At 58.6% G+C, this 22,945-nt stretch carries 14 protein-coding genes; 11 read left to right on the top strand and 3 right to left on the bottom strand.

All coding sequences use genetic code 11. The features are described from left to right. Positions 1-211: 211 nt before the first annotated feature. From K5Y33_RS17515 to lplT, 10 genes are all read left to right on the top strand, one after another. Entirely contained in the window at positions 212-400 is a 189-nt protein-coding gene (locus K5Y33_RS17515; protein ID WP_061719884.1) for a hypothetical protein, read from the top strand. Positions 401-704: 304 nt separating this feature from the next. Then, the gene (locus K5Y33_RS17510) at positions 705-1,841 is read left to right on the top strand and encodes an efflux RND transporter periplasmic adaptor subunit (RefSeq protein WP_222234698.1); all 1,137 of its coding nucleotides are present in this window, start codon (positions 705-707) and stop codon (positions 1,839-1,841) included. A gap of 9 nt (positions 1,842-1,850) precedes the next feature. Beyond that, positions 1,851-4,988 carry an efflux RND transporter permease subunit gene (locus tag K5Y33_RS17505; protein WP_222234696.1) on the top strand — a complete coding sequence of 1,046 codons (3,138 nt, stop codon included), beginning with the start codon at positions 1,851-1,853 and terminating at the stop codon, positions 4,986-4,988. Beyond that, positions 4,975-6,375: an efflux transporter outer membrane subunit gene (locus tag K5Y33_RS17500; protein ID WP_222234695.1), complete on the top strand. Its 1,401-nt coding sequence runs from the start codon at positions 4,975-4,977 to the stop codon at positions 6,373-6,375. Before K5Y33_RS17505 ends, K5Y33_RS17500 begins: the two co-directional genes overlap by 14 nt. A 142-nt stretch (positions 6,376-6,517) precedes the next feature. Then, positions 6,518-7,765 carry an MdtA/MuxA family multidrug efflux RND transporter periplasmic adaptor subunit gene (locus K5Y33_RS17495; protein WP_222234694.1) on the top strand — a complete coding sequence of 416 codons (1,248 nt, stop codon included), beginning with the start codon at positions 6,518-6,520 and terminating at the stop codon, positions 7,763-7,765. Further along, a complete protein-coding gene (locus tag K5Y33_RS17490; RefSeq protein WP_222234693.1) occupies positions 7,762-10,914 on the top strand; it encodes an MdtB/MuxB family multidrug efflux RND transporter permease subunit in 3,153 nt (1,050 codons plus the stop codon). The genes K5Y33_RS17495 and K5Y33_RS17490 overlap by 4 nt, the downstream gene beginning before the upstream one ends. Beyond that, positions 10,911-14,015, top strand: coding sequence for an efflux RND transporter permease subunit (locus K5Y33_RS17485; RefSeq protein WP_222234691.1), 3,105 nt, complete (start codon positions 10,911-10,913; stop codon positions 14,013-14,015). Before K5Y33_RS17490 ends, K5Y33_RS17485 begins: the two co-directional genes overlap by 4 nt. Beyond that, entirely contained in the window at positions 14,016-15,419 is a 1,404-nt protein-coding gene (locus tag K5Y33_RS17480) for an efflux transporter outer membrane subunit (protein WP_222234690.1), read from the top strand. Positions 15,420-16,075: 656 nt separating this feature from the next. Further along, entirely contained in the window at positions 16,076-18,226 is a 2,151-nt protein-coding gene (gene aas, locus K5Y33_RS17475; RefSeq protein ID WP_222234689.1) for a bifunctional acyl-ACP--phospholipid O-acyltransferase/long-chain-fatty-acid--ACP ligase, read from the top strand. Then, complete coding sequence (gene lplT / locus K5Y33_RS17470) at positions 18,223-19,413, top strand: lysophospholipid transporter LplT (protein WP_222234688.1); 1,191 nt, start codon at positions 18,223-18,225, stop codon at positions 19,411-19,413. Before aas ends, lplT begins: the two co-directional genes overlap by 4 nt. A 119-nt stretch (positions 19,414-19,532) precedes the next feature. On the opposite strand, the gene K5Y33_RS17465 is transcribed toward lplT, so the two are convergent. The 3 genes from K5Y33_RS17465 to mutH all read right to left on the bottom strand — a co-directional run bounded on the left by K5Y33_RS17465 (position 19,533) and on the right by mutH (position 21,727). Further along, positions 19,533-20,573 carry an NADP(H)-dependent aldo-keto reductase gene (locus K5Y33_RS17465; RefSeq protein WP_222234686.1) on the bottom strand — a complete coding sequence of 347 codons (1,041 nt, stop codon included), beginning with the start codon at positions 20,571-20,573 and terminating at the stop codon, positions 19,533-19,535. Positions 20,574-20,717: 144 nt separating this feature from the next. After that, complete coding sequence (locus K5Y33_RS17460) at positions 20,718-20,936, bottom strand: YgdI/YgdR family lipoprotein (protein ID WP_222234685.1); 219 nt, start codon at positions 20,934-20,936, stop codon at positions 20,718-20,720. Positions 20,937-21,040: 104 nt separating this feature from the next. After that, positions 21,041-21,727 carry a DNA mismatch repair endonuclease MutH gene (gene mutH / locus K5Y33_RS17455; protein WP_110867967.1) on the bottom strand — a complete coding sequence of 229 codons (687 nt, stop codon included), beginning with the start codon at positions 21,725-21,727 and terminating at the stop codon, positions 21,041-21,043. A gap of 682 nt (positions 21,728-22,409) precedes the next feature. Here mutH and rppH point away from each other — a divergent pair. After that, the gene (rppH, locus tag K5Y33_RS17450; RefSeq protein ID WP_007890933.1) at positions 22,410-22,937 is read left to right on the top strand and encodes an RNA pyrophosphohydrolase; all 528 of its coding nucleotides are present in this window, start codon (positions 22,410-22,412) and stop codon (positions 22,935-22,937) included. Positions 22,938-22,945: the final 8 nt, after the last annotated feature.

The raw sequence follows: 22,945 nt of genomic DNA, 5'->3' as shown, positions 1-22,945 counted from the left end.
TTTTTTTGCCTGTAATTTACTGCCGTGCGAACTCGCTCACACCTCTTGTCTGAGTCTTAACACTTCCCCGGCAACATAAAAATATCGGGTTGTGTAACCTGTAGGTAACGCACCGCGATGTCGCATTCCATGGCGGTTCGCTAGCCCCTTACGGTGTTGGTAGCGCTTTAAGGGGCGATTTTTTATTGCGACTCGTTGAGGCCAACCCGCGATGCCAAAAACCAAAGACCGCACGCCAAAAGGCGAGGGCCGTTCTTCGGCGTTTCAGTTACGTATTCACCCAGAGCTGCACGAGCAGCTGCGCAGTGTGACCGACGACGACAACGTCACGCTGTCGTGCTGGTTAAAAGAGCTGGCGCGCCGCGAGCTGCGCCGCAGAGGCATCGAACCCAAAGGTTAAATCGGTTGTTATTGCGTGCACATAACCGTAGCGGCGCAATTCATTGCGCTCCTTTGACCTTTTTCCCGCTGTTATCTTGCGCAATAAATTGCGCCGCTACGAAATTTTCGATAATCGATTTCGGGGCTGAAAACCCGCAAAACGCTAAAAATCCCAACCCTTTATGGCACGAAAGGTTTACCATTTTCCTTTGGAAAATATATTTTACGCAACCTTAACAACCCCGCTTAACCCGCCTCCCTACAATGGCTTTTTGAGTCATTACCTTCGTGACTATTCCCTTCCTATCTTTTAGAGAACAACTATGCGTCTGAAACTTCTTTCTGCCAGCGTGGTGTTTTTACTGGCAGCCTGTGACCAGGGCGGAGCAAAGCCCGCCGCATCCGCCACCCCGCAAGTGGGCGTGGTCAACCTCAAAGCGCAACCCGTTACGCTTGTCAGCCAATTGCCAGGCCGAACCACGGCGGTGAGAACCGCGCAGGTGCGTCCGCAGGTGAGCGGCGTAATTGAAAAAATCCTGTTTACCGAGGGCGGTGAAGTGAAAGCCGGCCAGCCGCTGTATAAAATCGATCCGGCCACCTATAAAGCGGCCTACGACAAAGCCATGGCGACCTGGCAGAACGATGCGATGGTGGTGAAGCGCTATCAGCCGCTGGCCAACGCGCACGCCATCAGCCAGCAAACCTACGACGATGCGGTCGCCGCCGCGCGTGAAGCGCAGGCCGACGTGGAAACCGCCAAAGTGAATCTCGACTACACGCTGGTGAAAGCACCGATCTCCGGCCACATCAGCCGCTCTCTGTATACCGCCGGTGCGCTGGTCACCAACGGCCAAACCGATTATCTCGCCACTATCACTCAGCTTGATCCGATCTACGTCGATGTCAGCGAATCCTCCACCGATTTGCTGCGCCTGCGCCGCGCGCTGGCCGACGGCAAAATTGCCAAAGTGGCCGACAATACCGCCGCCGTGGGCTTGTCGCTGGAAGATAACAGCCAGTACGCCGAGCAGGGCAAGCTGGCGTTCTCGGAAGTGAACGTCGATACCGCCACCGGCACCGTGGTGCTGCGCGCGGTATTCCCGAACCCGAATAACCAACTGCTGCCGGGCATGTACGTGCACGCCAGCTTCCCGCAGGGCATTCAGCAGCAAGGCATTCTGCTGCCGCAAGAGTCGATCATGCATGACACCAAAGGTCAGCCATATGTCTTTGTGGTGAAAAGCGACAACACCATCGAGCAGCGCAGCATCCACACCGGCGAGATGATCAACGGAGAATGGCTGGTGACCTCGGGCCTGCAGCAAGGGGAAAACGTGGTGGTGAACAACCTGCAAAGCGTGCGCAGCGGGGTGAAAGTGACCACCAGCGTCGCCAACACCAACGACACGCCATCTGCCAATGCGGTGAGTCTTTCGATGACTGACGCAGCGGCGCAATAAGGGGGCGGCATGTCGAAGTTTTTTATAGAACGTCCAATCTTCGCCTGGGTTATCGCCATTATCGTGATGCTGGTCGGCGCGATTGCCGCCATCAGTTTGCCGGTCAATCAATATCCCAATATCTCCGCGCCAGCGGTCTCTATCTCGGTGACCTATCCAGGTGCCAGCGCCGAAACCACGCAAAACACCGTGGTGCAGGTCATTGAGCAGCAGCTGAATGGCCTGGATGGTTTGCGTTATCTGGAGTCGAGCAGCGCCTCGGACGGCAGCGCGCAGATCATCGCCACCTTTAATCAGGGCATCAATCCCGATATCGCCCAGGTTCAGGTGCAGGATCGCGTGTCGCTAGCGGAGTCGCAGCTGCCCACCGATGTCACGCAGCAAGGCATCCGCATCCGTAAGTACCAGAAAAACTTTATGATGGTTATCGGGCTGATCGCCAAAGACGGCAAGCTGACTAACGGCGATCTGGCCGACATGCTGGTGTCGAAACTGGAAGATCCGATCTCGCGTACGCCGGGCGTCGGCGACTTCATGGTGCTGGGATCCGAATACGCGATGCGCATCTGGCTCGATCCGGCCAAATTGTACAAATACAACCTGATGCCGAGCGATGTCACCACGGCGATTGATAACCAGAACGTGCAGGTGTCGTCCGGTTCACTCGGCGGCTTGCCAACCATTCAGGGCGCAAAAACCCAGGCGACGATCCTCGGCAAAACCCGTTTCACCACCGTGCAGCAGTTTGAGAATGTACTGCTGAAGGTAAATAGCGACGGCTCGCAGGTGCGGCTGAAAGATGTGGCCAGCGTCGCGCTCGGGCCGCAAAGCTACGGCATCGATGCCACCATGAACGGCAAACCGGCCGCCGGTATCGCGTTGCGTCTGGCAACCGGTGCCAATGAACTGGATACCGCCAAGGCGGTGCGCCAAACCATCGCCGACCTGAAAGATTCGCTGCCGGATAACGTCGAGATTCAGTATCCGTACGACACCTCGCCGGTGGTCAGCGCCTCGATTGAAGAGGTGGTGAAAACGCTGATCGAAGCGGTGGTGCTGGTGTTCTTCGTGATGCTGATCTTCCTGCAAAACCTGCGCGCCACGCTGATCACCACGCTGGTGGTGCCGGTGGTGCTGCTGGGCACCTTCGGCATTCTGTCGGCGTTTGGTTACAGCATTAACACCCTCACCATGTTCGGTATGGTGCTGGCCATCGGGCTACTGGTGGATGACGCCATTGTGGTGGTGGAGAACGTTGAGCGCGTAATGCACGAAGAGCAGCTCGATCCGAAAGCCGCCACCATTAAATCGATGCAGCAGATTCAGGGGGCGCTGTTTGGTATTGCGCTGGTACTGTCGGCGGTGCTGCTGCCGATGGCGTTCTTCTCCGGATCGACCGGCGTGATTTACCGCCAGTTCTCGGTCACCATCGTCTCGGCGATGGCGTTGTCGGTGATCATGGCGCTGATCTTCACGCCTGCGCTGTGCGCCACCTTGCTGAAACCGGCAGCGGCGGAGCACAAAACCACCGGATTCGCCGGTTGGTTTAACCGCAAGTTCGACAGCGGCGCGATGCACTACACGCGCGGCGTCAGCAAAGTAATTTCCCGTCGCGGCCTGTTCCTGGTGATCTATCTGGTGATCGTCGGCGTGACGGGCTTTTTGTTCACCCGCGTACCAACCACCTTCCTGCCGGGTGAAGATCAGGGCTTGATGATGGTGCAGATCACGCTGCCGGTGAACTCGTCATCGCAGCGCACTCAGCAGGTGATCAACGATCTCAACGCCTATCTGCAACAGAACGAAGCGTCGGTGGTGACCACCACCTTTGGCGTGGCGGGCTTTAACTTTGCCGGTCGCGGCCAGAGCAACGCCATGGCTTTTGTGCGCCTGAAAGATTGGGGCGACCGCACGCACAGCGGGCAAAGCGTGCAGGACCTGGCGAACCGCGTGATGGCGCACTTCGCCAACTACCAGAACGCCAAAATCTTCGCCATGGTGCCGCCGGCGGTGATGGAGCTGGGCAACGCCACCGGTTTCGATCTCTATCTGCAGGATACCGGCGCGCACAGCCATCAGCAGATGATGGATGCCGCGCATCAGTTGATTACGTTGGCGAACAACGATCCACATCTGGCGCAGGTACGTCTTAACGGGCTGGAAGATGAGCCGCAGTATCAGCTGGAGATCAATGATGAGAAGGCCAGCGCGCTCGGCCTGAGCATGACCGACATCAACAACACTTTGTCGGTGGCGTGGGGCTCCAGCTACATCGATCAGTTCATGTATAACGGCCGCGTGAAAGAGGTCTATCTGATGGGTAAAGCGGACTCGCGCGTCACGCCGTCGGATCTCGACAAATGGTACTTCCGCAACAGCAGCGGCACCATGGTGCCATTCTCCGCCTTCGCCTCGGGCAAATGGGTGTACGGCTCGCCGCACTTTGAACGCTTTAACGGCTTAACCGCTGAGGAGATCCTCGGATCGCCCGCGCCGGGCCAGAGTACCGGTGAAGCGATGAAGGCGGTGGAACAGCTGGCGAAGCAGCTGCCGCACGGTTTCCGCGTGCAGTGGTACGGTATTTCGTATGAGGAGCAGGCATCCGGCAGCCAAACCACGCAGTTGTATCTGATCTCGATTCTGGTGGTGTTCCTGTGTCTGGCGGCGCTGTACGAGAGCTGGTCGATTCCGTTCTCGGTGATCATGGTGGTGCCGCTCGGCATCCTCGGCACCATCAGCGCGGTGCTGCTGCGCGGCCTGCAGAACGATGTGTTCTTCCAGGTCGGCCTGCTGACCACCGTGGGGCTGGCGGCGAAAAACGCCATCCTGATCGTGGAGTTCGCCAAAGAGCTGCATGAGCGCGAGGGCAAAACGCTGGTGGAAGCGGCGGTAGAAGCGGCGCGGCTGCGTATCCGCCCCATCATCATGACCTCGATGGCGTTTATCCTCGGCGTGCTGCCGCTGACCATATCCAACGGCGCGGGCGCAGGCAGCCAGCATTCGATTGGTACGGCGGTGGCGGGCGGTATGATCACCGCGACTTTCCTCGCCATCTTCTTTGTGCCGATGTTCTACGTGGTGGTTTCGCAGTTCTTTGCGCGTAAGAAACAAACATCCGCAGAGGTGGTTAAAAATGAACATGAATAACTTCCGTCTGGCGCTGTTGCCGCTCGCGCTGGCATTGGCCGGTTGTACGCTGGCACCGCACTATCAGCGCCCGGCGCTGCCGGTGGACGCTAAATACGATCAGGCGACGCCCGTCGGCAACGTCGCCGATTTACCGTGGCAGAACTTCTTCACCGATGCCACGCTGCGCCACCTGATCCAGCTGTCGCTCGATAACAACCGCGACCTGCGCGTGGCGGCGTTGAACGTGCAAGAGGCGCAGCAGGGCGTCACGGTGCAGCGCGCGGCGCTGATGCCGTCGATCAACGCCACGGCCAGCCAGACTTCGGCGCATGAACCGGCCAATCTCTACAACACCAAAACCAGCGGCGCGGTGACCTATCACGAGCTGAACAGCGGCTTGAGCGTCACCTCGTGGGAGCTGGATTTCTTCGGCCGCCTGCAAAGCCTGAGCGATCAGGCGCAGGAAACCTATCTGTCGAGCGCCGCCACCGAACGCGCCACGCGCATTTCACTGATCGCGGAAGTGGCGACGGCGTGGCTGACGCTGAGTTCGGATAACGATCTGCTGCATCTGGCGCAACACACCGCGCAAAGCCAGCAGGAATCGTATCGCCTGACCAAGCTCAGCTACGACGGCGGTGCCAGCAGCGATCAGGATCTGGCGCAGGCCGAAAGCACGGTGCGGGCGGCGCAGGCGGACGTGGCGAGTTACACGCGTCAGGTGCGGCAGGATGTGGATGCGCTGCGCTTGCTGGTCGGCACCGATCTGCCCGCCACGCTGCTGTCACACGCCACGCTGGACGCCAACTGGCACTTCCCGGCCACGCCCGCTGGCTTACCGTCGGATCTGCTGACGCGTCGCCCGGATATCATGGCGGCGGAGCACATGCTGAAGGCGGCTAATGCCAATATCGGCGCGGCGCGTGCCGCCTTCTTCCCGAGCATCACGCTGACCGCGTCCGGCGGCTCCACCAGCAGCTCGCTTGGCAGCCTGCTGGGCGGCGGCACCGGCGCATGGTCATTCATGCCATCGATTAACCTGCCGATTTTTGACGGTGGTAAAAACCAGGCCAACCTAAATATCGCGCATATCGAGAAACGCATTGAGATTGCTGACTATGAGAAGGCGATCCAGACCGCGTTTAAAGAGGTGAACGATGCGCTGGCCGGTCAGGATACCTGGCAGGATCAGCTGACGGCGCTGCAACAGGAGGTTGGCGCCAATCAGCGCGACTACGACTACTCCACATTGCGCTTCAAGCAAGGCGTCGACAATTATCTCAATGTGTTAGTGGCCCAGCGATCGCTTTACAGTGCGCAGCAGTCGCTGATCAGTGCGCATCTGGGGCAATTGAGCCAGAAAATCACCCTGTACAAGGCGTTAGGCGGCGGCTGGAAATCTTAATCACCTTAACGAAACCCTTACGGTTCGCGTATGGAATTCGCGCGGGCATTCAACCGATAATGCGCGTAGTGATGATTTCCCCTTGAAATAGTCCCCTGTTTTACAGGGGATTTTCCGTTTTCTGGCTAACTTGAAGATCCTGATGACTAACAACGCTTCCCGCTCCCCGTTTTCCCGCTGGCTGAAATGGCTGCTCCTGTTAGTTTTGCTGTTGATTGTGGCGGGCGTTATCTGGCGCGTGGTCGGTGGTCACGGCGGCATGCCGGGCGGCGGAAAGCCGCCGGGCGCACGCGGCGGTCATCGCGGTGGCGCGGGTGGCCCGCCGGGCATGGCGATGATGATGGGCGGTGCCACGCTGGTGCACAGCGGCGTCGCCAGCAGCGCGGATGTGCCGGAATACCTCAACGCGCTCGGCACGGTGATCCCCAACGCCAGCGTCACCGTCACCAGCCGCGTCGCCGGACAGCTGGAAAAAGTGTTCTTTACCGAAGGGCAGAAAGTTAGCGCCGGCCAGCTGCTGGCGCAGATCGATCCGCGCAGCTATCAGGCCACGCTGGCGCAGTATCAGGGCGATCTCAATCAGAATCAGGCGTTGCTGAAAAGCGCGCAGTTAACGCTGGTGCGTTATCAGAAACTGGCGACGCAGGACTCGCTGTCGCGCCAGGATCTTGATACCCAAACCGCCACCGTCGGCCAGTACAAAGGCGCGGTCGCCGCTGATGAAGCGCAGATCGCCAGCGCCAAACTGGATATCGAGTATGCGCGCATCACCTCGCCAATCAGCGGACGCGTCGGTTTGCGTCTGGTCGATCCCGGCAATATGGTGCAAACCACTGATACCACTGGCATTGTGGTGGTGACGCAGATGCAGCCCGCCGCCGTGACCTTTAGCGTGCCGCAGGGCAACATTCCGCAGCTGACCAAAGCGCTGCACGGCGGGCAAAGTCTGCCCGCCACCGCCTTTGATCAGGACAACAGCCGCGCGCTGGCGCAGGGCGAGGTGAAGTTCATCAGCAACCAGATCGATACCGCGACCGGCACCATTGAGCTGAAAGCCAGCTTCGCGAATGAAGACGAGTCGCTGTTTGCCAATCAGTTCGTTAATCTGCGACTGCAAACCAGCATCCTGAAAAATGTCACGGTGATCCCGGCGCAGGCGCTGCAGCTGAGCAGCGACGGCAGCTTCGTGTTTGTCATCAACAAAGACAACACCGTGACGCGCAAAGCGGTCACCACCGGGCCAACGTTTGGTGAAGATCAGCAGGCGATTCTCAACGGAGTGGAACCGGGCGAGCGTCTGGTGACCGAAGGCATCGATCGCCTGACCAACGGCAGCAAAGTGCAGCTGGCGGATGAGCGCAAAACCACCGCGACCGCCGAGGCCAAATGAATCCGTCTCGCCTGTTTATCCAGCGTCCGGTCGCCACCATTTTGCTGATGGTCGGCGTGCTGATCGCCGGGATCTTCTCTTACCGTTTTCTCTCCACCTCGGCGCTGCCGCAGGTGGATTACCCAACCATTCAGGTCACCACGCTCTATCCCGGTGCCAGCCCGGATGTGATGGCGTCGTCCGTCACCTCGCCGCTGGAGCGCCAGCTCGGGCAAATGGCTGGGTTGAGCCAGATGACGTCGACCAGTTCAAGCGGATCGTCGATCGTTACGCTGAAGTTCAGCCTCGATCTGTCGCTGGATGTCGCCGAGCAGGAAGTGCAGGCGGCGATCAATGCTGCCAATAACTTGCTGCCGAGCGATCTGCCCAATCCGCCGACCTATAAAAAGGTTAACCCAGCCGATACCGCCGTGATTACGCTGGCGGTGAGTTCCGACACGCTGCCGCTGACGCAGGTGCAGGATCTGGTGAACACACGCGTGGCGCTCAAGCTGTCGCAGATTAATGGCGTCGGCATGGTGACGCTGGCGGGCGGCCATCAACCGGCGATTCGCGTGCAGATGGACCCGAAAGCGCTGGCGGCGCACCAGCTGTCGCTGGAGGACGTCAACACGCTGATCGGCAACAGCAACGTGAACGGCTCGAAAGGCGGCTTCGACGGCAAATATCACTCGGTGACCATCGACGCCAACGATCAGCTGCGCACCGCCGATGAGTACGGCAATTTGATCATCACTTACCAATACGGTGCGGCGCTGCGGCTAAAAGATATCGCGCATATCGAACAGGGACCGGAGAACAGCTTCCAGTCGGCGTGGGCCAACAACAGTCCGGCGATTGTGATCAGCGTGCAGCGCCAGCCGGGCGCCAACGTGATTCAGGTGGTGGACAGCATCAAAGCGCAGCTGCCGAAGCTGCAGGCGGCGCTGCCGGACGGCGTGAAGATGAGCATCTTGTCGGATCGCACGCAAACCATTCGCGCCTCGATCAGCGACGTGCAGTTTGAGCTGATGCTATCGGTGGCGCTGGTGGTGATGGTGACGTTCCTGTTCCTGCGCAACGTGGCGGCGACGCTGATTCCCAGTGTGGCGGTGCCGCTGTCGCTGATTGGCACCTTCGGCGTGATGTATCTGGCCGACTTCAGCCTGAATAATCTGTCGCTGATGGCGCTGACCATCGCCACCGGCTTCGTTATCGACGATGCGATTGTGGTGGTGGAGAACATTTCACGGCGGCTGGAAGAGGGCGAAACGCCGATGCAGGCGGCGCTGAAAGGCTCGCAGCAGATTGGCTTCACCATCATCTCGCTGACCTTCTCACTGATTGCAGTGCTGATCCCGCTGCTGTTTATGGGCGACGTGGTTGGGCGGTTGTTCCGGGAATTTGCCATCACGCTGGCGGTGTCGATTCTGGTGTCGATGGTGGTGTCGCTAACGCTGACGCCGATGCTGTGCGCCTATCTGCTGCAGCACATTCCGCCAGAAAAACAGTCGCGCTTCTCGCGTAAAGGCGGCGAACTGTTCGACAAGCTGGTGCGCGGCTACGACCGCATGCTGACGGTGGTGCTGAACCATCAGAAGCTGACGCTGCTGGTGGCGCTGGCGACCTTTGCGCTCACCGCGCTGCTGTATATCGCCATCCCGAAAGGCTTCTTTCCGACGCAGGATACCGGGCTGATTCAGGGCGTCACCGTGGCGTCGCAGGATGTGTCGTTTAGCGAGATGTCGAAGCGGCAGCAGGCGCTGGCGAAAGTGATTCTGCAAAATCCGTCGGTGGAGAGTTTGTCCTCAACCATCGGTATTGATGGCAGCAACACCAGCCTGAATAGCGGGCGCATCCAGATCAACCTCAAGTCGTTTGACCAGCGCGACGACAAAGCCGACGTGGTGATCAAACAGCTGCAACAGGCGGCGCAGCAGGTGGCGGGCATTCAGCTCTATCTGCAACCGGCGCAGGATTTAACCGTCAACGATCAGGTGTCGCCGAGCCAGTATCAATTCACGCTGGATGATGCCGACAGCGAAAACCTGGTGCGCTGGACGCCGAAGATGGTCGCCGCCTTGCAGCAGCGTCCGGAGTTTAACGGCGTGGTGAGCAACCTGCAGGATCAGGGCCGCGTGGCCTACGTCGAGCTGAACCGCGATAAAGCGGCGCGCTACGGCATTACCGCCGCCGACGTCGATACCGCGCTGTACAACAGCTTCGGTCAGCGTCTGGTCTCCACCATCTTTACCCAGGCCAATCAGTATCGCGTGGTGCTGGAAGTGGCGCCGCAGTATCAGCAATCGCCCGCTTCGTTTGATGATGTCTATTTGCCGGTGACCAGCGCAAGCAGCAGCACGTCCACCACGGATGACACCACCACAACCACCACCGGCATGGTGAAGCTCACGTCCATCGCCACCATTCACCAGCGCACCGGTTCGCTGATGCACATGCGCCTCAATCAGTTCCCGGCGGTGATGGTGTCGTTCAATCTCAACAAAGGCTATTCGCTGGAAGAGGGGCAGAAGGCGATTGCCACAGTAACGCAGCAGCTCAATTTGCCGTCGAGCATCACCTTGCGTTATCAGGGCGAAACCTCGGCATTCCAGAGCGCCACCGGCAACACGCTGTGGCTGATTCTGGCGGCATTAATCACCATGTACGTGGTGCTCGGCATTCTCTATGAGAGCTTTATCCATCCGGTGACCATTCTCTCGACGCTGCCGTCGGCGGCGGTCGGCGCGCTGTTGACGCTGCTGCTGGCGGGCAGCGAGTTCAGCCTGATTGCGCTGATTGGCGTAATTCTGCTGATCGGTATCGTCAAGAAGAACGCGATTATGATGATCGACTTCGCACTGGAGGCGGAAAACAAGCAGCACATGAGCGCGCGGGACGCGATTCATCAGGCGTGTTTGCTGCGCTTCCGCCCGATTCTGATGACCACCATGGCGGCGCTGCTCGGTGCGCTGCCGCTGATGCTGGCGTCCGGTTCCGGTGCCGAGCTGCGCCAGCCGCTCGGTCTGGTGATTGTTGGCGGTTTGATCGTCAGCCAGGTGCTGACGCTGTTCTCCACGCCGGTAATTTACCTGTGGTTTGATGGCATTGCGCAGCGCGGCAAGCGCTACATGCAGCGCAAGCAGCAGCAGGCGCGGGGCGAGCGATGAACCTCACCCGGCTGTTTATCTTCCGCCCGGTTGCCACGTTACTGCTGACGCTGGCGATCCTGCTGCTGGGCGCGTTGGGCTATCGGCTGCTGCCGGTGGCGCCGCTGCCGCAGGTGGATTTCCCCACTATCATGGTGAGCGCCAGCCTGGCCGGTGCCAGCCCGGAAACCATGGCAGCCACCGTCGCTACGCCGCTGGAGCGTTCGCTGGGGCAGATTGCCGGCGTCACCGAGATGACCTCGACCAGTTCGCAGGGATCGACCAGCGTGATTTTGCAGTTTGATCTCGATCGCGACATCAACGGCGCGGCGCGTGACGTGCAGGCGGCGATCAACGCCGCACGCAGTTTGCTGCCGAGCGCAATGGAGTCGCTGCCGACCTATCGCAAAGCCAATCCATCGGATGCGCCGATTGTGATGCTGGCGCTGACGTCCGCCACGCGCACGCCGGGCGAACTCTACGATCTGGCCGAAAGCAAAATCGAGCAGGCAATGGGCCAGGTGAAAGGCGTGGGCGAAGTGTCGCTGATGGGCAGCGCCTTACCGGCGGTGCGTATCGATCTGCAGCCGCTGAAGCTGACGCAGTACGGCATTTCGCTTGATACGGTGCGCAGCGCCATCGCCAACAGCACCAGCAATAAGCCGAAAGGGATTTTGCAGGGCAGCAGCCAGTCGTGGGTGGTGGACAGCAACGGCCAGCTGGATAAAGCCGCGCAGTATCAGGATCTGATCGTTACGTATCAAGAGGGCAAAGCGGTGCGGCTGCATGATGTCGCCACCGTGTATGACTCGGTTGAAGATCAGTATCAGGCCGGTTTCCTCAACGCCATGCCATCGGTGATGGTGGGCATTAAGCGCCAGGCCGGTGCCAACATGCTCGACACCATTGATGCCATCAAAGCGCAGCTGCCGGCGCTGGAAAAAAATCTGCCCGCCGATACGCAACTGAAAGTGGTGGTGGATCGCTCGCCGACGGTGCGCGCCTCGCTGTATGACACCGAAGAGACGCTGCTGGTGGCGATGCTGCTGGTGATCGCCGTGGTGTTTGTGTTTCTGCGTAACGTGCAGGCGGTGATTATCCCGGCGCTGGCGCTGCCGGTTTCGCTGATTGGCACCTGCGCGGTGATGTATCTGCTGGGTTACAGCCTCGATAACCTGTCGCTGATGGCGCTGATTATCGCCACCGGCTTTGTCGTCGATGACGCGATTGTGGTGCTGGAAAACATCACGCGCCATATCGAAGAAGGGCTCAGTCCGCTGCGCGCGGCGCTGCGTGGCGCGCAGGAAGTGAGTTTTACCGTGCTGTCGATGACTATGTCGTTGATTGCGGTGTTCATCCCGATTCTGCTGATGGGCAGCATCGTCGGACGCTTGTTCCGCGAATTTGCCGTCACGCTGACGGTATCGCTGCTGATTTCGATGTTTGTCTCGCTGAGCCTGACGCCGATGCTGTGCGCGCGCCTGCTGAAGCCAAAGCCCAAAGTCACGCAACGCCCGCATCCGCTGTATCAGTTTATCGAAAACCAACTTAACGCATTGCTGGCGGCTTATTCGCGCGGGTTAACCTGGGTGATGGCGCACCAAAAGCTGACGATGTTCAGCCTGGTGCTGACCGTGCTGCTCAACCTGTTCCTGTTTTCCGTGGTGCAGAAAGGCTTTTTCCCCAATCAGGATACCGGCCTGCTGATGGGCGCGCTGCGTGCCGATCAGAACATCTCCTTCCAGGCGATGAAGCCGAAAATGCTGCAGTTCACCCACATCATCCAGTCCGATCCGGCGGTGGAGAGCGTGATGTCGTCGATGGGCAGCGGCATGTTCGGCTCGCGCAACAGCGCCAACTTCTTTGTGCGCCTCAAGGATTTTGACAAGCGCGATGCCACCGCCACCGAAGTGGCGAACCGCCTGAGTATGAAAACCAGCCATATCGCTGGCGCGCAGATGTTCCTGATGGCGGCGCAGGATCTGCACATCGGCGGGCGCAGCGCCAACGCCACCTATCAATACAGTTTGCAGGCCGACGATCTCGATCTGCTACGTGAGTGGACGCCGAAAGTGCAGGCGGCGCTGGCGGCAATCCCGCAGCTGAACAGCGTCGATTCCGACTCGCAAACCGGCGGTCAGGAAGTGGTGATTAATATCGATCGTGACCGCGCGAAACGGTTGGGCGTGGATGTGCAGATGCTCGACACCCTGCTGAATAACGCCTTCAGCCAGCGTCAGGTCGCCACGCTCTATCACACGCTTAATCAGTATCATGTGGTGATGTCGCTGCAGAATAGCTACACGCGCGATCCGGCGATTTTGCAGCAGCTGTATGTGATTAACGACAGCGGCGATCGCGTGCCGCTCGCCGCATTCGCCAGCTTCAAGGGCGGCAACGCGCCGCTGTCGGTGGCGCATCAGGGCCAATCCGCCACCAGCACCGTGGCGTTTAACCTCAACGATGGCGTGTCGCTGGAGCAGGCGCAGGCGCTGATTAAGCAGGCAATGGCGCAGCTTGGTTTGCCCTCCAGTATTCAGGCCGGTTTTGCCGGCACCGCCGCCGCATTCGCCCAGCTTACCGCCACCATGCCGTGGCTGATTATCGCGGCGCTGGCGGCGGTGTATATCGTGCTCGGCGTGCTATATGAGAGTTACATCCACCCGATCACCATTCTCTCAACGCTGCCGTCGGCGGGCGTGGGCGCGCTGCTGTTGCTGCTGCTGACCAACACGCAGCTGACGGTGATCGCGCTGATCGGCATCATCCTGCTGATTGGTATCGTGAAAAAGAACGCCATCATGATGATCGACTTTGCGATTCACGCCGAGCGCAGCCAAGGCATGACGCCGCAGCAGGCGATCACCCAAGCCTGCTTGATGCGTTTCCGGCCGATCATGATGACCACGCTGGCCGCCTTCTTTGGCGCGCTGCCGCTGGCGCTGGGCAGCGGCGGCGATGCCGACTTACGTAGCCCGCTCGGGCTGGCGATTGCCGGTGGTTTGGCGCTGAGCCAATTATTAACGCTGTTTACTACGCCGGTGGTTTATCTCTGGCTCGACCGTTTAAGCCGCGCCACGCAACGTCAGTGGCAGCGGTTGCGTCATGTGGAATCCCGATAGATGAAAATGTCTCTGAAAATTACGCCGTTGCTCACCGTGATGTTGCTGGCGGGCTGCGCGGTTGGCCCCGATTATCAGCGCCCGAGCATGGCGATGCCGACCCATTTCAAAGAAGCCAAAGGCTGGACGCAGGCGACGCCGCAGGATGCAAATAGCAAAGGTGAATGGTGGCAGGTGTATCACGATGCCACGCTGGCTAGCCTGCTGAAGCAGGTGAGCATCTCCAACCAGAACGTTGCCAGCTATGCCGCGCAGTACCGCGAAGCGCAGGCGTTAGTTGGGCAATCACGCGTGGAGTTGTTGCCGTCGCTAGGCTACGACGCCAGCAGCACGCGCAGCGGCAGCCGCGCCAGCTCCAGCGGACAACGTAGCGTCAGCAACAGCCATGCCGCCGATCTCAGCGCCAGCTGGGAGCTGGATGTGTGGGGCAAACTGCGGCGCACGCTGGAGGAGAACCATGCCAGCGCCGAAGCCAGCAAAGCCGAGCTGGCGAATATCACCTTGAGCGCGCAGTCCGAACTGGCGCAGGACTATTTCCACCTGCGCATCATCGACGAGAAAATCGCGCTCTATCAGCGCAGTATCGCGGCCTATCAACGCTATCTGACGGTGATTGAAAACAAATACGCGGCGGGCAGCGAATCACGCGCCACCTTAGCGCAGGCGCAGATGCAGCTGGAGAGCGCCCACGCCTCGGCGCAGGATTACCAGTGGCAGCGTGCACAGATGGAGCACGCGATTGCCTTGCTGCTGGGCCGAGCTCCGGCGGATTTCTCCTTGCCGGTGGCGAAGCTGGAGGCCGCGCTGCCCGCGATCCCGAACAGCGTGCCGTCGCTGCTGTTGCAGCGCCGTCCCGATATCGCCTACGCCGAGCGCAACGTGGCGGCGGCGAATGCGGCGGTCGGCGTGGCGATTGCCGGTTACTATCCCGATTTGACGCTGAGCGCCAGCGGCGGCGTGAGTTCATCGGCGATCAACAGTTTGTTCTCGCTGCCCAATCGCGTCTGGTCTTTGGGGCCGGAGCTGAGCGGTACGCTGTTAGATTTCGGCGCCACCTCAGCGAAAGTCGAACAGGCGCGCGCCGCCTATGATGCCAGCGTTGCCAGCTATCGCCAGTCGGTGCTGACCGGCATGGGCGAAGTGGAAGATTATCTGGTGCAGCTGAATACTTTGCAGGGCGAAATCGCCGCACAGCAGCGCGCCACCGACGCAGCGCAGGAATCGGCGCGCGTAACGCGCAATCAGTATGATGCCGGAATGATCGACTATCTCGACGTCGCCACCACCGAAAACAGCAGCCTGAGCGCGCAGCAGAGTTTGCTGTCGCTGCAGAGCACGCAGTGGGTCAGCAGCGTCGGTCTGATCGCCGCGCTGGGCGGTGGCTGGCAGGCGGATACGCAGTAAAACCAGGTCGCCATGAATGGCGTAATGCTTGTTAGTTAAGAAAGCATTTTTGGTGCGGGCTCTGACACATCTGCTGCGTCACGGGCCGTCCTCGCGCCGCTAACGCGGTGCCTTCGGCTTCCACGTCGTGCCAACGGATCGTTCGTGGATCGGCCGTCCTGGCCGCCCCGAACTGCCTCACGCATCCCTGCGTGAGGCTCCTGGCCCAACGTAAAAGCCTCAGCGCTGCGAATGGCACTTTGCCGCAGCTGACGCGCCAGCGCCTCTGGCAAATGTTGCCCTTTTCAGCAGCACACACTGAAGCTTCGGGACAGGCCGGGGACGCTTTTGGGCCGGCAATCCGCAGCGCTGAACGAAGCGAGGAAGCCAGGAGAGCCCGCAGGACGCGGGCGAAAGGCGGAGCCGGGACAAGGAAGTCCCGTCTCCGCCGGTCCGTCAGGCAAACGAGCGAAGTGAAGGCACCGCGCTAGCGGCGCGAGGACCGCCGGACCACAAGTGGCCCCGGCCTGCGCACTCATCGTTGACTTAACTGACAAGCATTACGCCATGAATGGCGGCCCTACGCCCGCTATTGCGTTTAAATCACCACGCCACTTGTCGAAAATCCCCAGATCCTGCATCGTAAGAGCCATTTTTACGATTGCTAAGGAGCTGGCATGCTACTCACTTTTTTCCGTTTCCTGTTCCGCCTGCTGTGGCGTGTGGAACTGCGCGGCGACCTCGCGGCACTGCATAAAGAGAAAGTGCTGATCACCCCCAATCACACGTCATTTCTGGATGGGGTATTACTGGCGCTGTTTCTGCCGATCAAACCGGTGTTTGCGGTCTATTCCTCGATCAGCGATCAATGGTTCATGCGCCTGCTGAAGCCGATTATCGACTTCGTTCCGCTCGATCCCACCAAGCCGATGTCGATCAAACATCTGGTGCGCATGCTCAATCAGGGCCGTCCGGTGGTGATCTTCCCCGAAGGGCGCATCACCGTGACCGGATCGCTGATGAAGATCTACAGCGGCGCCGGCTTTGTGGCGGCGAAATCCGGTGCCACCGTGGTGCCGATGCGTATCGAAGGCGCGGAATATACGCCGTTTGGTCGTCTGGCGGGCGTGTTTAAACGGCGCCTGTTCCCGCGCATCACCTTAACGGTGCTGCCGCCAACGGTAATCCCGATGCCTGAAGCCAAACGCGCGCGCGATCGCCGCACGCTGGCGGGCGAGCACTTACACCATGTAATGATGGAAGCCCGCATGGCAGTGCGTCCGCGTGAGACGCTGTTCGAGGCTTTCCTCAATGCGCGTCAGCGTTATGGCGCGATGAAGCCGTGTATCGAAGACGTCAACTTCAAACCGGATAGCTATACCGGTTTGCTGAAGAAAGCGCTTGGCGTGGGCCGCATTCTGGAGCGTTACAGCCAGCAAGGTGAATACGTCGGTCTGCTGCTGCCGAACGCCACGGTGACGGCGGCGGCGATTCTCGGTGCCTCGCTGCGCGGGCGCATTCCGGCGATGCTCAACTACACCGCAGGCGTGAATGGCATGCGTGCGGCGTTGACCGCATCGCAGGTGAAAACCGTGTTTACCTCGCGGCAGTTCCTCGAAAAAGGCAACCTGTGGCACTTGCCGCAGGGACTGACCGAAGTGCAGTGGATCTATCTGGAAGATCTGAAAGATACCGTTACGCTGCAGGACAAGTTGTGGATTGTGGCGCATCTGCTGATGCCGCGCCGTGCGCTGGTGGCGCAGCAGCCGGAAGATGCGGCGATGGTGCTGTTTACCTCCGGTTCGGAAGGCCATCCCAAAGGTGTGGTGCACTCGCATAAAAGTCTTCTGGCGAACGTTGAGCAGATTCGTACCGTGGCGGATTTCACCCCGCGCGACCGCTTTATGTCGGCGCTGCCGCTGTTCCATGCTTTTGGTTTAACCGTTGGCCTGTTTACCCCGTTGCTGACCGGTGCGCAGGTGTTTCTCTATCCGAGCCCGCTGCATTACCGCATCGTGCCGGAGCTGGTTTACGACCGTAACTGCACCGTGCTGTTTGGTACCTCAACCTTCCTTGGCAACTATGCGCGTTTCGCCAGCCCGTACGATTTTGCGCGTCTGCGCTATGTGGTGGCGGGCGCGGAAAAACTGCAGGAAGCGACGCGTCAGATCTACATGGAAAAATACGGCATCCGTATTCTCGAAGGCTACGGCGTGACGGAGTGCGCGCCGGTGGTGGCGATCAACGTGCCGATGGCGGCAAAAAATCACACCGTGGGCCGCATTCTGCCGGGCATGGATTCGCGTCTGATTTCGGTGCCGGGCATTGAGCAGGGCGGTCGCCTGCAGCTGCGCGGTCCGAACGTGATGAACGGGTATCTGCGCGTGGAAAATCCAGGCGTGCTGGAAGTGCCGGTCGCCGATAACGGCGAAGGCGAGATGGAAGCGGGCTGGTACGACACCGGCGATATCGTCAGCTTTGATGAAGGCGGTTTCTGCCAGATTCAGGGCCGTGCGAAACGCTTCGCCAAAATTGCCGGTGAGATGGTGTCGCTGGAGATTGTGGAGCAGATTGCGCTAAAAGCCTCTAACGAGAAGCAGCATGCGGCGTCGCTGCGTCCGGACGGTAATCGAGGCGAAGCGTTGGTGCTGTTTACTACCGACAGCGAGTTGGGCCGCGACACGCTGCTGAAAGCGGCGCGTGAAATTGGCGCGCCGGAACTGGCGGTGCCGCGCGATATCCGCGTGATGAAACAGCTACCGATGCTGGGTAGCGGCAAACCGGACTATGTCAGCCTGAAGCAGATGGCGGAAGAGGAGCAGGCATGAGCCAGGCGTTAAATAAGGATGCAACGCTGTTATCGCGCAACATGCTGGCGGTGATTGTGGCGCAGTTCTTCTCGGCATTTGGCGACAACGCGCTGTTGTTTGTGACGCTGGCGGTGCTGAAAAATCAGTTCTATCCGGACTGGAGTCAGCCGATCCTGCAAATGCTGTTTGTGGCCACTTACATTCTGCTCGCGCCGTTCGTGGGGCAGATGGCGGATAGTTTTGCCAAAGGTCGGGTAATGATGTTCGCTAACAGTCTTAAGCTGCTCGGCGCGCTGGTTATCTGTTTCGGCTTCAATCCGTTCCTCGGCTATACGCTGGTGGGGATTGGCGCGGCATCCTATTCGCCAGCCAAGTACGGCATCCTGACGGAGATCACCAGCGGTGAACGCCTGGTCAAAGCCAACGGCTTAATGGAAGGTTCGACCATTGCGGCGATTCTGCTGGGTTCGGTGGCGGGCGGTATTCTGGCGGACTGGAACCTGGTCGCCGCGCTGGTGGTGTGTGCCATGACCTATGCGATGGCGGTGGTGGCTAACATCTTTATTCCGCGCCTGACGGCAGCGCGTCCCGGCCAGAGCTGGCATTTTGGCGCCATGCTGCGCAGTTTCATCGCGGCCACTAAGCTGCTGTGGCGCAACGGCGAAACGCGCTTCTCGTTGCTCGGCACCAGCTTGTTCTGGGGCGCGGGCGTGACGCTGCGTTTCCTGCTGGTGCTGTGGGTGCCGGTGGCGCTCGGCATCAGCGATAACAAAACCCCGACCACGCTGAATGCCATGGTGGCGATGGGTATCGTGATTGGCGCGGCAGCAGCGGCGAAGCTGGTGACGCTGCAAACCGTGCGTCGCTGCATGCCAGCCGGTGTGCTGATTGGCGTGATGGTGGTGGTGTTCGCGTTGCAAACCAGCTTGCTCAATGCCTATCTGGTTTTGATGCTGATTGGTGCGCTGGGTGGTTTCTTCGTGGTACCGCTCAATGCACTGCTGCAGGAGCGTGGCAAGGCATCCGTGGGTTCGGGCAACGCGATTGCGGTGCAAAATCTCGGTGAGAATACCGCGATGCTGCTGATGCTGGGATTGTATACCGTGGCGATTAAGCTGGGCGCGCCTGCGGTGGCGACCGGCGTCGGATTCGGCGCGATTTTCGCCGTGGCGATTGCGGTGTTGTGGTGGAAAGCGCGGAAGTAACAAAAGCATAGCGTCGTAGCGGGGCAGTGTATTGCGCAATGGCGAATGCCGCACAAAGGGAAAAGTGTGCGGCGTTTTTAAAGCGCGCGATAAATCGCGCCGCTACGGTGTGGTGCGATTTATGGCGCTGGATAGGTAAACTGGCGATGAATCGCTTCCAGTTCCTCTAACACCTCGGCATTCAGCGTCAGATTGAAACTCTCTACGTTAATCTTCAGCTGCTCCAGTGTGGTGGCGCCCAGCAAGGTGCTGGCGACAAACGGCTGTTGACGCACATACGCCAGCGCCATCTGCGACGGATCCATATTGTGTTTCTGCGCCAGCGCAACATAGGCTGCAATCGCCTGCTGAGACTGATCGCCGCTGTAGCGGCTAAAGCGACTAAACAGCGTATTGCGCGCACCGGCGGGTTTCGCACCGTTCAGGTATTTACCACTCAACGTACCAAACGCCAGGCTGGAATACGCCAGCAACTCGACGCCTTCATGCTGGCTGATCTCCGCTAAACCAACCTCGAAGCTGCGGTTCAGCAGGCTGTACGGGTTCTGGATGGTAACGATACGCGGCAGCTCATGCTTTTCAGCCAACTGCAGATAACGCATCACGCCCCACGCAGTTTCGTTCGACACGCCAATGTAGCGAATCTTACCGGCGCGCACCTGTTCGGTCAGCGCTTCCAGCGTCTCCAGCAGCGTCACCGGCACGCTGGAATCGGTGTATTGATAACCCAGCTTGCCGAAGTAGTTGGTCTGACGCTGCGGCCAGTGCAGCTGATAGAGATCGAGATAATCGGTGTTCAGGCGTTTCAGGCTGGCATCCAGCGCTTCGCGGATGTTTTTGCGATCCAGCGCCTGGTTCGGGCGAATCGAGGCATCCGCGCCGCGTACCGGGCCGGCTACTTTGCTGGCGAGGATGATTTTGTCACGGCTGCCGCGCTTCTTCAGCCAGCTACCAATGTATTGTTCGGTTAATCCCTGGGTTTCCGGGCGCGGCGGCACCGGATACATTTCTGCGGTATCAATCAGGTTGATGCCACTGCTAACCGCGTAATCAAGTTGTGCGTGGGCGTCGGCTTCGCTGTTCTGCTCACCAAACGTCATGGTTCCAAGCCCCAGCTGACTCACTTCCAGCGTGCTATGGGGAATACGGTGATAGTGCATGTGCCGGCATCCTTTTTTCATTATGAAAGGGAATGTTGTGTCCTTTGGGACTATAGCGTGTGAAGCGGCGCGGAAGGAAGAGGGGAAAGTTCGGGAAATCGCCTGCACAAGGGGAAAACGCGTGCAGGCAGGGCAATTTGGCACTTAACGCTCAATGATGGTTGAAACATCGTCACCATTGATCTGCATCTGATGGCCTTGCTCATCGGTGTACTGTACCAATCCGGTCTCTTTGTCGATGGCGGGTTTGCCATCTGTCATGATCATGCGGCCATCTTTGGTCGCCATGACGTAATCACTGCTACAACCACTCAATAACAGCGTCACCAAGGTTAAACCTACTGCACTCACCAACCCTTTCATTCTTATCTCCTTCTCGCGACTTCAACAGCAAAAGTGTAGTAATAAATGCTTTCGTCGTTAGGAGTAATCGCATCATTCCTAAAATTATCGGCAGCAATATGCATTTACAGTAAAAAATGTCGCGCCAAAAGCGGACCGGTGAAGCTCTTCTTCAGATAAAAGCCGCGCGGCAGCGTCATGATCGGCTCGCCGTGTTCGCCAATCGCTTCGGTCAACGCTTTGCTGTTGGCGGCTTTAGGGCGGATTTGCAGCCAGGCACCGTGACGTGCGGTGATGCGCTCCACCTGACCGAGCACAATCATATCCATCAACTCTTCCCAGTCTTCGCGCAGCTGTTGCTCCTCTTCTGCACTCGGATGCCACAGCAGCGGCGAACCGACGCGGCGTTCGGCCAGCGGCAAAGCACGATCGCCTTCGATCGGGATCCACAGCACCCGCGCCAGTTTGTGCCGCACATGGCTGGTTTGCCAGGTTACGCCGCTATTGCCGGTTAACGGCGCGACGCACACGAAGGTGGTCTCCAGCGGTTTGCCCTGAGCATCTACCGGAATCGTTTTCAGCTCAATGCCGAGATGGGCGAAATCCTGCTCGGCTTTGCTGCCAGCGCTGGCACCCAAATGCAGCTCTAACAGCATGCCAACCCAGCCTTTATCGCGTTTCAAATCTGCCGGAATCGGCAGGTTAATCTGCGCCGCCAGCGCGGCAAAGGTCTGTCCCGCCAGCTGCTGTGCGCGCTGCAGTAATTCCGCTTCGTTTTCAGGTGGCGATGGCAATAACGGTGAGAAGTGCATGCTAAAACCTACATTGGTTAAAGAGTGAACAGTAAACGCGAGCCGGGTTTGTCCACATGGCAGTTAGTTGAATAAAGGTGATAATAGCATGATTCAGCATGCTTTTTTATTTCAATAGAATGGGACGATCCAGTGATATGGCCCGGTTATCCCAGCTTGTTATCGACAATGAACAGGTGTTGAACCTGGTTATCCACAGAAAAGTGGGGTAACACCCTTTTGGCCATACCCCTGTTTCCATTTACAGCCTTGACTTTCGCGTTTTGAACGCTTTTTTTCCTTTCTTTGACCAGGTTTAGGGCATTCTCTGTGGATAAAAACGTCGATGATGGATCTTTAACCGATCGAAAAAACTGAGCGGAGTATAACTACGGATCCTGGTAACGATTTAACGGTTAATAAGTTATATCCCGATGAATATGATGATTTTTTTGCGTATTGTTATGTTGGGTGATGAGATTTATCCGAAGGGGTTATTCAATTCATTCCCGTGTTCTGCACAAAGCTATCCACAGAAAAGGTGAATAAGATCGCCGATAAATGGGGGCGTCTGTTTATAACTTGGCTAATCTCTGTGAGTTATCCTGTTTTTATTCCGCCTGCGGCCCGCTATCCAGTGGTTTACCGCCTGTAAGGAGTGTGAAACAATCAGGCTATTCAAATTTAGCTTTGAGGTAGTCCAGTGATCGATGATGATGGCTACCGCCCGAATGTTGGTATCGTAATCTGTAACAGGCAAGGACAAGTGTTGTGGGCCAGGCGCTTTGGACAGCACTCCTGGCAATTTCCTCAGGGAGGCATCAATCCGGGTGAAACTGCTGAACAGGCGATGTATCGCGAACTGTTCGAAGAAGTGGGTTTACACCGCAAAGATGTTCGAATACTTGCTTCAACCCGAAACTGGTTACGCTACAAGTTGCCAAAACGTTTGGTGCGTTGGGACACAAAGCCGGTGTGTATCGGCCAGAAACAAAAGTGGTTTCTTCTGCAGTTGATGTGCAGTGACGCGGAAATCAATGTGCAGCACAGCAGCACGCCCGAGTTTGATGGTTGGCGCTGGGTTAGCTTCTGGTATCCGGTACGTCAGGTGGTCTCTTTCAAGCGCGATGTATATCGCCGCGTAATGAAAGAATTCGCGGGCGTAGTGATGTCTATGCAGGAGAGTGCGGGGCAGCGTAATAACGCCGCCCAACGACGTAAAAGAGGATAGGCCACGCC

The sequence above is a fragment of the Pantoea sp. DY-17 genome (assembly GCF_019795975.1).
Taxonomy (GTDB): domain Bacteria; phylum Pseudomonadota; class Gammaproteobacteria; order Enterobacterales; family Enterobacteriaceae; genus Pantoea; species Pantoea leporis.
Note: the sequence above shows the minus strand (reverse complement) of the source record. Positions and strands in the feature narration are given on the sequence as shown.